Source organism: Nonomuraea mangrovi, from assembly GCF_042681425.1.
Classification (GTDB): Bacteria; Actinomycetota; Actinomycetes; order Streptosporangiales; family Streptosporangiaceae; genus Nonomuraea; species Nonomuraea mangrovi.
The window spans coordinates 137,715-149,777 of record NZ_JBHUFV010000005.1 but is presented as its reverse complement, the minus strand read 5'-3'; the positions used below and the strand labels follow the sequence as shown (position 1 = coordinate 149,777).

At 70.2% G+C, this 12,063-nt stretch carries 16 protein-coding genes; 8 read left to right on the top strand and 8 right to left on the bottom strand.

The window, feature by feature from the left end; all coding sequences use genetic code 11:
- The first annotated feature begins 7 nt into the window (after positions 1 to 7).
- On the top strand, positions 8 to 580 hold the full coding sequence (locus tag ACFSKW_RS04895; protein WP_379569562.1) for a TetR/AcrR family transcriptional regulator: 573 nt from the start codon (positions 8 to 10) through the stop codon (positions 578 to 580).
- 207 nt (positions 581 to 787) lie between these two features.
- Here the strand turns inward: ACFSKW_RS04895 and ACFSKW_RS04890 are convergent, their stop codons facing one another.
- The 3 genes from ACFSKW_RS04890 to ACFSKW_RS04880 all read right to left on the bottom strand — a co-directional run bounded on the left by ACFSKW_RS04890 (position 788) and on the right by ACFSKW_RS04880 (position 2,773).
- Complete coding sequence (locus ACFSKW_RS04890) at positions 788 to 1,423, bottom strand: maleylpyruvate isomerase N-terminal domain-containing protein (RefSeq protein WP_379569560.1); 636 nt, start codon at positions 1,421 to 1,423, stop codon at positions 788 to 790.
- 409 nt (positions 1,424 to 1,832) lie between these two features.
- Positions 1,833 to 2,147, bottom strand: a complete 315-nt coding sequence (locus ACFSKW_RS04885) for a DMT family transporter (RefSeq protein ID WP_379569558.1) — start codon at positions 2,145 to 2,147, stop codon at positions 1,833 to 1,835.
- Positions 2,144 to 2,773: an FMN-dependent NADH-azoreductase gene (locus ACFSKW_RS04880; protein WP_379569556.1), complete on the bottom strand. Its 630-nt coding sequence runs from the start codon at positions 2,771 to 2,773 to the stop codon at positions 2,144 to 2,146. The genes ACFSKW_RS04885 and ACFSKW_RS04880 overlap by 4 nt, the downstream gene beginning before the upstream one ends.
- A gap of 69 nt (positions 2,774 to 2,842) precedes the next feature.
- Here ACFSKW_RS04880 and ACFSKW_RS04875 point away from each other — a divergent pair, with 69 nt between their 5' ends.
- On the top strand, positions 2,843 to 3,385 hold the full coding sequence (locus tag ACFSKW_RS04875) for a TetR/AcrR family transcriptional regulator (RefSeq protein WP_379569554.1): 543 nt from the start codon (positions 2,843 to 2,845) through the stop codon (positions 3,383 to 3,385).
- A gap of 261 nt (positions 3,386 to 3,646) precedes the next feature.
- Here ACFSKW_RS04875 and ACFSKW_RS04870 read toward each other — a convergent pair whose 3' ends face one another.
- Together ACFSKW_RS04870 and ACFSKW_RS04865 are read right to left on the bottom strand one after the other, a co-directional pair.
- Positions 3,647 to 4,585, bottom strand: coding sequence for a ribose-phosphate diphosphokinase (locus ACFSKW_RS04870; protein WP_379569552.1), 939 nt, complete (start codon positions 4,583 to 4,585; stop codon positions 3,647 to 3,649).
- An 11-nt stretch (positions 4,586 to 4,596) separates the two neighbouring features.
- Positions 4,597 to 5,064, bottom strand: a complete 468-nt coding sequence (locus tag ACFSKW_RS04865) for a GNAT family N-acetyltransferase (RefSeq protein ID WP_379569550.1) — start codon at positions 5,062 to 5,064, stop codon at positions 4,597 to 4,599.
- A gap of 39 nt (positions 5,065 to 5,103) precedes the next feature.
- Between ACFSKW_RS04865 and ACFSKW_RS04860 the strand changes: the two genes are divergently transcribed.
- Genes ACFSKW_RS04860 through ACFSKW_RS04845 form a run of 4 tightly spaced genes read left to right on the top strand, consistent with a single transcriptional unit; the run spans position 5,104 to position 7,028 of the window.
- The gene (locus tag ACFSKW_RS04860; RefSeq protein ID WP_379569548.1) at positions 5,104 to 5,466 is read left to right on the top strand and encodes a cupin domain-containing protein; all 363 of its coding nucleotides are present in this window, start codon (positions 5,104 to 5,106) and stop codon (positions 5,464 to 5,466) included.
- Positions 5,467 to 5,520: 54 nt separating this feature from the next.
- Entirely contained in the window at positions 5,521 to 6,120 is a 600-nt protein-coding gene (locus ACFSKW_RS04855) for a sulfite oxidase-like oxidoreductase (protein ID WP_379569546.1), read from the top strand.
- On the top strand, positions 6,113 to 6,775 hold the full coding sequence (locus ACFSKW_RS04850; protein WP_379569544.1) for a ferredoxin reductase: 663 nt from the start codon (positions 6,113 to 6,115) through the stop codon (positions 6,773 to 6,775). Before ACFSKW_RS04855 ends, ACFSKW_RS04850 begins: the two co-directional genes overlap by 8 nt.
- A gap of 1 nt (position 6,776) precedes the next feature.
- Entirely contained in the window at positions 6,777 to 7,028 is a 252-nt protein-coding gene (locus ACFSKW_RS04845) for a DUF6510 family protein (RefSeq protein WP_379569542.1), read from the top strand.
- Here the strand turns inward: ACFSKW_RS04845 and ACFSKW_RS04840 are convergent.
- Both ACFSKW_RS04840 and ACFSKW_RS04835 read right to left on the bottom strand, forming a co-directional pair.
- Positions 6,971 to 7,492 carry a GNAT family N-acetyltransferase gene (locus ACFSKW_RS04840; RefSeq protein WP_465264722.1) on the bottom strand — a complete coding sequence of 174 codons (522 nt, stop codon included), beginning with the start codon at positions 7,490 to 7,492 and terminating at the stop codon, positions 6,971 to 6,973. The two genes, ACFSKW_RS04845 and ACFSKW_RS04840, sit on opposite strands and share 58 nt — an antisense overlap.
- Before the next feature lie 181 nt (positions 7,493 to 7,673).
- Positions 7,674 to 8,012: a hypothetical protein gene (locus tag ACFSKW_RS04835; protein ID WP_379569538.1), complete on the bottom strand. Its 339-nt coding sequence runs from the start codon at positions 8,010 to 8,012 to the stop codon at positions 7,674 to 7,676.
- Between the two features lie 160 nt (positions 8,013 to 8,172).
- Here ACFSKW_RS04835 and ACFSKW_RS04830 point away from each other — a divergent pair, with 160 nt between their 5' ends.
- Positions 8,173 to 8,655, top strand: coding sequence for a hypothetical protein (locus ACFSKW_RS04830; protein WP_379569536.1), 483 nt, complete (start codon positions 8,173 to 8,175; stop codon positions 8,653 to 8,655).
- 17 nt (positions 8,656 to 8,672) lie between these two features.
- Positions 8,673 to 11,282: a M48 family metalloprotease gene (locus ACFSKW_RS04825; protein WP_379569534.1), complete on the top strand. Its 2,610-nt coding sequence runs from the start codon at positions 8,673 to 8,675 to the stop codon at positions 11,280 to 11,282.
- Here ACFSKW_RS04825 and ACFSKW_RS04820 read toward each other — a convergent pair.
- Positions 11,279 to 11,926: a neutral zinc metallopeptidase gene (locus ACFSKW_RS04820; RefSeq protein WP_379569532.1), complete on the bottom strand. Its 648-nt coding sequence runs from the start codon at positions 11,924 to 11,926 to the stop codon at positions 11,279 to 11,281. The two genes, ACFSKW_RS04825 and ACFSKW_RS04820, sit on opposite strands and share 4 nt — an antisense overlap.
- Positions 11,927 to 12,063 lie beyond the last annotated feature (137 nt).

The window sequence follows — 12,063 nt, the reverse complement described above, 5'->3', positions numbered from 1 at the left end:
TCTGGGGATGGGACGAAATCGTGAGGACCTGCTGGCCGGAGCGAAGCGCTGCCTGATCGAGAAGGGCTACACGCGCACCACCGCCCGCGACATCGCCAACGCCGCCGGAGTCAGCCTGGCCGCGATCGGCTACCACTTCGGGTCGAAGGAGACCCTGCTCAACGAGGCGCTGTTCGAGTCGATGAAGGAGTGGGGCGAGTCGCTGGAGGTGGCGCTGACCAGCGAGACGGACCAGGACGCGACCCCCATGGAGCGGTTCGAGACGGTGTGGCGGCGCGTCATGGACACCTTCGAGGAGCTCAGGCCGCTGTGGGTCACTCAGTTCGAGATCGTCGGGCAGATCGACCACCTGCCGGAGATACGGGCGCACCTCGCGGCCGGACTGCAGGCCGCCAGGCTCGGGCTCGCCGAGGTCTTCAGCCAGATCGACCCCGCGGCGGAGCCTGAGCGGGCACGCGTGCTCGGCTCCTTCTACCAGGCGATGTTGTCGGGACTGCTGATGCAGTGGCTGGTCGACCCGGCCAGCGCGCCGACGGCACGGGACGTGGCCGACGCGATGAGCATGATCGCCGGCTCCTGAGGCGGATCTCCGTGCCGCCGAGCCGGCGGGATCGACTCAGCCGGCAGGACGTAGGCGACCAGGTCGGCGTCCAGATCCGCGATCTCCGCGGCGTCGGAGGCGTGTCGCAGCTCGTCGGCGATGAGGCGGCGCCGTTCTTCCTGGTGACGGAAATGCTGATCGCGGTGGCAGGGCGCGGCCCTCACCGGGGTCCGGGCCGCGGCCGGGTCAGAAGGCGCTTATCGTCGCCGGTGCGCGCTCGGCCCTGCTCAGCGCGCGGATCACGGCCGTCGGGCCGTGCCGGTGTACGGCGAGCCGCGCCAGCAGGTCGACCACCGGGTCGACGACGTCCTGCGGGAGTTCGGGTGTGGGGATGCCGATGCTCGCGGCCAGGTCGTCGGAGTGGACGACCAGCTCGACGAGCCTGGTGAGCAGGAAGTCGTCGAGCGTCAGCGACCACTGCGCCCACGGCAGGCCGAGCGCCCTGTCGCCGGATTCGTCGCGCAGGGCGGCGGTGAGCTGGTCGAGATTGGCCTGGGCGCGGGCGACCAGCGCCTCGGGCCCCTCGGCCGCCGCGTCCTCGCCGCCGCGCCTGATGCTGACGTTCGACTCGTGCCCGAGGCCCGCGGTGACCCAGGCGGAGCGGGAGTAGTGCTCTCCCAGGGGGATGACCGCGTTCGTCACCTCGGCGCCGAGAGCCGCTTCGACCCTGAAGAGCTGCTGGGCGAGGTGTCCCGCCAGACCGGCGACGGTGAACTCGGTGAGCGCGCTGGGCTTCCTCCAGGCCACCGCCACCGCCGGGTCACGCAGCAACGCGACCGCTGAGGCCGCTGCCGTCAGATACAGCTCCCTGATATCAGCCACGTCCGCGATCCTACTAACGGGCTCCGACAAATCGCCGGACGGGCCTTCTCTTGACCCACTCGCTCCCGGGGCCCGGCTGAGCGGGTGGTTGTCGGTGATCGTTCGGGTGTGCCGGTCGCGTGGTCCGGATGGAGGCGGGCTTTCGGGTGGCGGACGTTCAGCGGACGGAGGATTCGGCGGACGGGGGATTCGGCGCACGGGGGAGTGGCGGGGTTCGGGTGCGACGCCCGCCTGGTCGGGTGGGGGTCCTTCCAGGGGCGAGCAGGCCTCGCGGAGGATCCGGGAGAACTGGACGAAGATCTCGTGGTCTTTCCAGGGGCGAGCAGGCCTCGCCCCCGTGGGTGCCTGGCCGGGCCCCGGAAATTCCGCCCGGCCGCGACCGGGGCCTCGAGGGGGCAGTCGAACGAGGTCAGGCGGTGACGCGGGCCAGGACGATGCCGCCGACGATCAGCGCCAGCGCCGCCAGCCGTCCCACGCTCACCGGGTCGTCGTTCAGCACGATTCCCAGCGTGATCGCCCCGACCGCGCCGATCCCCGTGAACACCGCGTAGGCCGTGCCGACGGGAAGCGTGTCCATCGCCTTCGACAGCAGCCACACCGCCGCCGACATCAGCACCAGGGAGATGATCGTCGGGATGGGGCGGGTGAAGTTCTGGGTCGGTTTGATGCTCTGCGACCACGCCACCTCCACCAGCCCCGCCAGCGCGAGTATGGCCCAGTTCATCGTGCCGCCTCCTTCCTCGCCTGTTCCACCGACTCGACGTGTGCCTCGCGCAGGTGGGCGAGGCGGGGGTCGATCAGCGCGTTCACCAGCTCGGCGTTGATGAAGGTCACGTCGGTGACCGCGAAGTGTCCCGCGAAGAAGTCGCGCAGGTACCGCTCCTGGTGGTCGACGGGCTCGCGGGGCGTGCCGGGGCCGTACGCGCCGCCGCGCGCGCTGGTCACCACGAACGAGCGCCCCTTGAGCGACATCTTCGGGAACGTGATCTGGTCGAGCCAGGCCTTCAACGACGAGGGGATCGAGAAGTTGTACATCGGGGTGCCGATCAGGATCACGTCCGCCGCCACGACCTCGGCCAGCAGCGGCTCCAGGATGTCCCACGCCTGCCTCTGCGCGGGCGTGCGCACGGCCTCCTCGTACCGTCCGATGTCGGTGATCTCGTGAGCGAGCACGTAGTCGCACAGTTCCGTCCACGCCTCGCCGATGTGCGGCACGGGCGAGGCGGCCAGGTCCCTGTAGACGTAGCCGTCGTCCGGGTGCGCCGCCCGCCACGTGTCGGCGTAGATCTTCGACAGCTCGCGGGAGAAGGACGCTCGCCTGGCGCTCGCGTCCAGGTGCAACAGGTTCATGAAGGCTCCTCAGATAAGTGGACACCATGTCCGCTTGCAAGCTACCGCATAACCGGACACCATGTCCATATGGAACGAGCAGACGCCGCCCGCAACCGCGCGAGGATCCTGGAGGCCGCCGCCGATCTGTTCAGGACCAAGGGCGCGCCGAACGTCACCATGGACGACATCGCGAAGGCGGCGGGCGTCGGCAGGGGCACCCTCTACCGCCGCTATCCGGACAGGGCGTCGATCGCCGTGGCGCTGCTCGACGAGCACGAGCGCGCCCTGCAGGAGAAGCTGATCCGCGGCGAGCCCCCGCTCGGCCCCGGCGCTCCCGCCCCCGAACGGCTGGCCGCGTTCTACGCCGCCATGGTCGACCTGCTGGAGGAGCACGCCCCGCTGATCCTCGGCTCCGAGGTGGGCCGCTCCCGCTTCGAGACCGGCGCGTACGGGTTCTGGCGCGTCCACGTGCGGTCGCTGCTGGGCGACGTGCGGGAGGCGGACGCGCTCGTCGACGCGCTCCTGGCGCCGCTGGCGCCGGACGTCTACACCTACCAGCGGGAGGTCAGAGGGCTCACACCCGCCCAGATCGTGGCGGGGCTGACCAGGCTGGCCAGGACGCTGGGCTGACGCGGCCGAGCCGGTGGGCTGACGAGGCCGTCGTCGCTCAGCGGGGTCGTAACGACGGGGGCGGGTTCACCGGCGGCGAGGGCGGTGATCGTACGGCTGCGCGCGGCGGGTCGACGGGCGGTGGGAGGCGCTGGTGGCCGCGGGGTTCACGGGCGGCGTGACGGCGGGAGGCGGAGTCCCGCTGGAGTGCGCGTGATGGACGGGCGGCCACCGGTGACCACGGTGGCCATGACCCGCGTGCCGTACAGGAACAGGAAGAGGTCAGCCGAACAGCGCGGAGACCGACTCGCCCTCGTGGATGCGGCGCATCGCCTCGGCGAGCGCGGGCGCGATCGACAGGACCCGCAGCTTGCCGTCGGGCTTCACGTCCGGGATGGGCACGGTGTTCGTGCAGACGATCTCCAGCACGTCCGGCTGGTCGCTGAGCCGCTCGACCGCGCCCGCCGAGAACAGGCCGTGCGTGCAGGCGATCCTGACCGAGTTGACCTGGCGCTCGCGCAGCCGGTCGAGGAGCTCGATCACCGTGGTGCCGCGGGCGATCTCGTCATCGAGCACGATGACGTCCTTGCCGCGCACGTCGCCGATCACCGAGCTGATCGTCACCTTGTCGTCGCTCAGGCGCTGCTTGGCGCCCATGGCCACCTCGACGCCCAGCAGCCTGGCGAAGGCGGCGGCCTCCTTCGCGTTGCCCAGGTCGGGGGAGACGACGACGGCGTTGGACAGGTCGTACCGCCGGAAGTGCGAGGCCAGCTCGCGCAGCGCGTGCAGATGGTCGACGGGGACGCTGAAGAAGCCGTGCACCTGCGGCGAGTGCAGGGTCATGGCGAGCACCCTGTCGGCCCCCGCGGCGACCAGGAGGTCGGCGACGAGCCGGCCGCCGATGGAGATGCGCGGGGCGTCCTTCTTGTCCGAGCGGGCGTAGGCGTAGTGCGGCATCACGACGGTGGTGCGGGCCGCCGAGGCCCCACGGGCCGCGTCGATCATGAGGAGCAGCTCGACGAGGTGCTCCTGAACGGGCGGCACGAGGGGCTGGATGAGGAAGACGTCGCGTTCGCGGCAGTTGGCCTGCAGTTGCACGCCGAGGCAGTCGTTGGCGAACCGGTGCAGTTGGACGGGGTGGAGGGGGGTGCCGAGGTGGGCGCAGATCTCCGCGGCCAGCTCGGGGTGGGCGCTGCCGCTGAAAACAGTGATGTCTCGCACGTCAGGCCACCCTATCGAGGCAGTCTCCGCAGCGCCTCGTCGGTCAGCCTGAACACGGTCCACTCGTCCATCGGGATCGCGCCGATCGACTTGTAGAAGGCGATGGCGGGCTCGTTCCAGTCGAGGACCGACCATTCCAGACGGTGGTAGCCGCGCTCGACGCAGATCCTGGCAAGCTCGGCCATCAGCGCCTTGCCGTGGCCGCCGCCTCTGGCCTCGGGGCGGACGTACAGGTCCTCCAGGTAGATGCCGTGGGTGCCGCGCCAGGTGGAGAAGTTCAGGAACCACAGCGCGTAGCCGACGACCTGGCCGTCCTGTTCGGCCACGTGCGCGTGCAGCGCCGGTTCTTGCCCGAAGAGGGCGCTTTCAAGCTGCTCGTGCGTGACGCGCACCTCGTGGAGAGACTTCTCGTAGTCGGCGAGCTCGCGAATCATGCCGATGATGGCAGGAACGTCATGAATGGTGGCTGTGCGTATCACGCGCGCAGCCTACCCGCACACGTGTTAGCGTCGCCGCTCGTGACGGAGCACATCTACGTCGGCAACGCCGCCGCCGACGCGATCGGTGACCGTGGCTGGTTGCTGGGGCACTTCAGGCCCGAGGGCGAGGTACGGCGCAGCGAGGACGTCGAGATCAAATGGGGCGTCCATCCCAAGGGCGACGAGCGGGCCCAATGGGTGCGCGGCGAGAAGCGGACCGCCCTGCTGGTCCTGATCAGCGGCAGGTTCAGGATGGAGTTCCCCGGCCGCAGCGTCGTGCTCGACCGGCAGGGCGACTACGTCGTGTGGGGCGTCGGGGTCGACCACTCCTGGGTGGCGGAGGAGGAGTCGGTGGTCATGACCGTCCGCTGGCCCTCGGTTCCCGGCTACGCCGTCACCTGAAACCTCACGTATTCATGCGATGCCCTTGACCCTCCATGGGGCAAAAATGAGCATATGGGGATCATCTCGCGCGGTTTCCGCGGCCGGCCCAGGGACGACCACGGCCGCCTGCCGCCCGGTCAGTACCAGGTCCACGACTTTCCCGTGCTCTCCGCGGGGCCGACGCCGCGGATCCCGCTGGAGCGGTGGGAGTTCGCCATCGACACCGAGGCCGAGCAGACTCACCGGTGGACCTGGCAGGAGTTGATGGCGCTGCCGCAGGAGACCCCCACGGTCGACATCCACTGCGTCACCAAATGGTCGAAGTTCGACACGAACTGGCAGGGCGTCTCCCTCGACGTGCTCTTCGAGGACGTCGAGACCGCGGCGGAGTACGCGCTCGTCTACTCCTACGGCGGCTACACCACCAACCTGCCGCTCGAGGACCTGCTCGACGGCAAAGCGTGGATCGCGCACCGATTCGACGGCGAGGAACTGGAGCCCGTGCACGGCGGCCCCGCCCGGCTGGTCGTCCCGCACCTGTACTTCTGGAAGTCGGCCAAGTGGGTGCGTGGCATCAGGCTCATGAACGAGGACTGGCCGGGCTTCTGGGAGACGGCTGGCTACCACAACTACGGCGACCCGTGGCGCGAGCAGCGCTACGAAGGTGATTAGGTGGCGGCGCGCGCGGCTGGCCGCCGCGCGCGAGGAGACCCCGACGGCGCGCACGCTGATCTTCGACGTGGAGGACTGGCCGGGTCACCTGGCAGGCCAGCACGTCGACGTACGGCTGACCGCCCCCGACGGCTACACCGCCCAACGCAGCTACTCCCTCGCCACGCCTGAAGGCGTCGAGCTCACCGTGGAGGGGCTGCCCGACGGCGAGGTCTCGCCGTACCTCGTCGAGGAGCTGGCCGTAGGCGACGAGATCGAGCTGCGCGGGCCCGTCGGCGGCTGGTTCGTGTGGCGCCCCGGCACCGCGCCTGTGCTGCTGGTGGCGGGCGGCTCCGGGATCGTGCCGCTGATGGCGATGATCAGAACCCGCCGTAAGGCAGGCAGCGCGGCCCCCTTCCAGCTGGTTTACTCGGTGCGGACCCCGGACGCCCGCTACTACGGCGACGAGCTGGACCGGCCCGAGCAGGGGCTGAGCGTCACCCACCTCTACACCCGGGTCGAGCCGCGCCGCAGGATAGGCAAGGAGGACCTGCCGGGGCCGGGACCCGACGTGTTCGTGTGCGGGCCGACCGGCTTCGTCGAGGCCGTCGCCGACCTGCTGCTCGACCTCGGCCACGACCCGGCACGGATCAGGACCGAGCGCTTTGGAGGCTGACATGCACCTCGACGGCAACGCCCTCGCGGGACCGCTGGGCGAGATCTTCGCCGTGGACCTCACCGCCGCCGTCGGCCGATGTGCCAACTGCGGCCTGCAGGGTCCCGTCGCCGCGCTGCGGGTCTACGAGGGGGCGGGCCTCGTCGCCCGCTGCCCCGGCTGCGAGGAGGTCGTGCTGCGCCTGGTCAGAGGGCCTCAGGAGGCGTGGCTCGACCTGCGGGGGACAGTGTCGCTGCGGATCCCGCTCCAGTAGTACTCCAGCACGTCCACCTCGAAGCCCTCGGGGAAGCGCTCCACGAACTCCCTGGCCCTCGTGCCGCCGTGGCGTTCGTAGAAGGCGATGGCGGTCGTGTTCCGCTTCAGGACCTCCAGGTAGAGCTCCCGCGTTCCCGCCCGGTCGAGCGCGTGCCGCAGGAGGGCGCCGCCGATGCCGGAGCGCTTGAGCCCTGGTTCGACATGGAGGTTGTCCAGCAGGACCCTGTCCTCCTGGGGGACCAGGTACGCGAACCCCGCCACACCTTCACCGGCGTCGGCGATCAGCAGGTGCCCGGCGCCGCCGCCTGCCAGCCTGTCCCGCCACAGGTCGGCCTGCCGGTCGGCGAGCGAGCCGTTCAGGTACCCGTCGGGAAGGATGCCGGTGTAGGCGGTCTGCCAGCTCCTGGTGTGCAACGCGGCGACCGCCGCGGCGTCGGCCGTCGTGCCCTGTCTGATGTCCACCAGAGAATTGTCCGGGCTCGTCCCGCGTGCCGGTGACCGCTCCACACTTCGGCGCATGGACCTGCGGCGGCTGACCGAGGAATTCGAGGCGGTGTCGAAGATCTACGCCGCCAGGCACGGCATCGACCGCGCCGGCACCTGGCGGGGGTGCTCGGTCGCTGAGGTGGTTCAGGGCGCCGCGTCAGTCGAAGTCGGTGCAGGTGACATACCAGTCGCCGGTCAGGTGATCGACCGACGTGACGTCGGAGATCTTCGCGGGTCCGCCTGGAGAGTGCGCGAGACCGCACCGGATGAGGAACCCGGCGCCCTCGGAGGCGAATTCCGTGACCCCTTCGGACCGCCGGATGGAGGAGACCGGGCTCGTCGCCCAGCCGATCGCTGCCAGGATCCACCCCAGCATCGCCATCCCCAGCAGGAGGAAGTCGCCGCCGGGGGTGAGGCAGGACAGGAAGGCGAGGATCGCGCTGACGATCGCGGGGGTGAGGAGGGCGAGCTGCCACCAGGCTCGGAAATCGTCCACGATCACCGACCCTAGCCGAAATGGAGCTCCAAATAGAAAGCGCTTTTGGGCTTGACGCCGAATGCCAATCATTGCGGCCGGAATGCCGATTCCTGGTGTTCTCGTCGATAAGGCGGCTACCATGCGGTGACTCTGGCCAATCGTCCGGTGAGGGAAAACCATGGCGGCGGAATCGGAGAGCGGATCCATTCGGCACCTGGACGACGTGGCCCGCGCCATTGTCGCCGAAGTCGCCCCGCGAGAGGCGGAATACTTTCCCGCGGTGGCTCGCGCCGCCCGGCGGAATCCGCGGCGCGCATTTCGCGGCGGCGGTGACGACCTTCTCGGGTTCTCGCTCGCCGACGCGGTGACACTGTTGACCCCCGTCGTGATGACCGTCCTCACCGGCGCGGTGACCAACACGCTGACCCAGGCCGTCGAACGCACCTCGAAGCAGGTCTCCAAGAGCCTGTGGGACAGGCTCTTCCCGCCGCGCCCCGCGCCCATCGCCGGCCCCGAGACCGCCGTTCCCGTGTTCGAGCCCGCCCAGGCGAAGGAGACGGCACAGGCGATCGAGGACATCGCGCTCGCGCTGGGCGTGGACAGGACCACCGCGCTCCGCCTGCGCCAGGCCACCTACGGGCACCTGTCGGGCGAGAGGTGACGGCGGCGGGGGAGACGGTGCCCGGGCGTCGGCTGAACCCGTTCGTGCTGCCTTCGTCGACGACGTCCCGCTTCCTGATCCTGATCGCCGCGACGGTCGCCGGCTGCCTCTACCTCAACGGCTTCCTCGTCACGCTCTGGCGAGAGCTCGCCCATCTCCCCGAGCACGCGCGGCACGCGGAGTGCCTGTCCGCGCTGCGTTCAGGCGTGCGCTCGATCGAGCCGATCCTGCTCCTCGACCGGTACGGCAAGTGCGCCGCGGGGGTGGCGACGATGAGCTCTCTCCTCGTCATCGCGTCGCTCGCCGTTCCTGTGGCTTTCGCCCTGCTCCTCTACGCGCTCCACCCGCTGCGAGCGCTCCGCTACGACCCCCTGGCGACGGTCGGCGACGGCGACGCCCACGCGGACCTGGTCCGCAGGTTCGGCGTCATCGCGGAGCAGGAGCTCCCTGGCAGGAACATCCGGATGCTGGTGGACTCCGGCAGGCCGGGCATCACCGGGCGTGCCTTCGGGCTGCCGCGACGTCACGTGGTGGCACTGAGCATGGGGCTGGTCATCGCCCACTCCACCAAGCCCGCCGCCGTCGAGGCGGTCCTCCGCCACGAGCTGGCGCACATCCGCAACCGTGACGTCGGCATCGCGCACATCACGGTGGCGATCTGGTGGTCGTTCCTGCTGACGGCCTGCGTGCCGATGGTGGCCGCCATGGCGATCGGGCGTCCCGCCGAGCTGCCCGCGTGGTGCGCCAGGCTGTCCGTCCTCGTCCTGGTGCTGTGGCTGGCGCGAACCGCGGTGCTGCGCGCCCGTGAGCACCACGCCGACGTCCGGGCGGGCGACACCGCCGAACGGCAGGACGCCATGGCCAGGGCCATCGAGACCGACCGGCCGACCTGGTGGAGCCGGGGGCCGCTCCGCCACTTCGGCAACCACCCCGGCAAGCGGTACCGCTTGGCCGTCCTCGAGGATCCCGGCAGGCTCCTGCGCCTGGACCAGTGGGAGATGGCCACCGCCGGGTTGCTCGCGGGCCTCGGCTTCGCCCCCGTCTACACCGTCTACTCCTATCTCGACTCAGAGGCGGTGCTCGACCTCCGCTTCTTCGTGCCGGGGGTGATGTTCGGGCTTCTCGTCTCCGGCATCGTCGTCGTCGCCGTCTGGCGGGCGGGCATCGAGCGGCCAACAGAGCGTGGCTCGGGCGCGGCTCTGTGGTGGGCGGCGACCAGCTTCACGCTGGGCGTCGTCGCCGGCCAGTTCGTGACCAGGGTGAGTTCAGAGCAGTGGATCTGGACCATCGCCTTCGCGAATCCGCTCCTCGGACTCACCTACTGTCTCGTGCTCCTGCTGATCGTCCGCGTGTTCCTCGGCTGGGCCAAGGCCTGCTTCTCCGCCTGGACGGCCGTCTCCGTCCGGCCCCGGACGATCGCGCTGGCGACCGTGGCGCTCTCCGGGCTGGTGGTCGGGCCGTGGCTGGGCTTCTGGTTCCACGGCATCACGGTCATCGCCCTGGCCGGCAGCACCTGGGACCTACTGGCCGTGACCTTGGTCACCATGGCCAGGTACTCCCCGCTGGTGCTCACCATCGCGCTGGCCTGCGCCTACCTGCTGGCCGCCGGGACGTGGGGGCGATCGGTGCCAGGGCGGAGCCTGCGGCTCCACCTCGACGGCGGCGCGCCCGTCCTGCTCCAGCGGTCCTACGTCCGCGTGGCCCGCGCCGCGGCCCCGGCGGCGATCGCCTGCGTTGCCGTGGCGGTGTCGGGTTTCGCCCTCCACCCCATGCTCACGGAGGGCAGCCGGCACAAGGAGACGGGGCAGTTCCTCGCCGCCGTCTACGTGACCATGGGCGTGGCCGTCGGCCTGCTGGTTCTCGCGGCGCTGGTGATCGGCGTCATGATCGGCGGACGCGGCATGGGCGGGTGGTCCATGGCTCACGCGGGCACCGTGCTCCTGGCGGCGGCAGTACCGATGAGCCTGGTGATCCTCGGGCATGTCGCCGTCGCGGAATGCGGGTGGGAGCGGGCGGGAGCGTGCCTGGGGCAGGGGGCCCCGCTGCCGCTCACGATCGGCAACTACGCCACGCTGACGTACGCCTACGCCGTCTACCCCGGACTCGTGCTCGCCGGCTGCGGCAGCCTCATGCGAGCCAGGAGACACAGGGCTGCTCCCGAGCCGCGCCGAGGCGCCCTCCGCGTGGTCGCGGCGGTCGTGACCGTCGTCGTGACGCTCGCCCTGGCGGCCGGCGGGTACGGCATCCTGCGCAACTGGCAGCTGACCGTCGGCGCGAGTCCGTATGCGCGCATGACCTGGCAGAAGTCCGTCATCGACGCGGCCAACCGGCCGATCGAACCGGGCACCGTCCCGGGACTCGACTCCTGCCGCTACGCGCTGGGCGTGTTCGCCAGCCCCGAACTGGGCGACGTCCTGAACGTCGACCAGCGCTACTACGTGCTCGCTGCCACGCTCATCAACCGTGTCGCCTCGTCCGACGACCCCGTTCTGCAGGAGACGGCCAAGGCCGGTTTCGTCTGGCTGGGCCGAGGGCGGGCGGACATGGTCACCAAGGTGGTCGACAGACTCCTGCACTACTGCGCGCTGGTCCGTGGCGAGCACCAGGCGAATGCCGGCGCGAGCTAGACGAGACAGGCCCGCATGCCGGACCGCAGGCCCGTGTTGAACGCGTCGATCCGTTCGGCGGCGCTGCCGTGATCCGCCGGGTTCGTCCACGGCGTGTCACCCGACAGCCCCCGCAGCGTCGCCGCGATCTCCTGGCTGTCGCCTCGCTCCCAGACCAGCGTGCCGTCCCTCGCCGCTCCCGCGAGCGCCGCCGCGCCCATGCAGTCGGCCTGCAGCTCGATCTGCCACGCCAGATGCCTGTACGGCATGCGGTTCTGGACGGCGTGACTCCACTCGTGCGAGATGACCTGGTAGACGAGGCCGTCGCCGTAGGAGTGGCTCAACCTCATCAGGTTGACGTCCCAGGCGATGAAGTGCTGGGTGGCGCAGTAGGAGGCGTTGTACGGCAGCAGCCTGTACCCCGAACACGTCGGCCGGTTCGGGCTGCGCCCGTCGTAGCCGCCCACGACCCGAGGCGGCCGGTATTGACCCGGGAAGTAATCCGACCAGTGATCTGACCAGAACCGGTTGACCGCGTAGACGGCCGTCCTTATGTCCTGCTGGAGTTCGTCGGCTTTCACCGTCGCCGCGGCCGCCTTCGCTCCGCCACCGACCCACGCGACGACGAGAATGGCGACGACGGTCAGCCGGGAAAGCGATGACATGGAGCCTCCCAATTTCTCGGGTATCGCGCCGCTTGGCAGGATCCGAACGATAGGCGCGCCGATTGGCCGCGGGTAGTCACCACTGCGGCGATATAACCGTCGCCCCCGCGAAACGAGGGCGACGGTGAAAAGGAGAA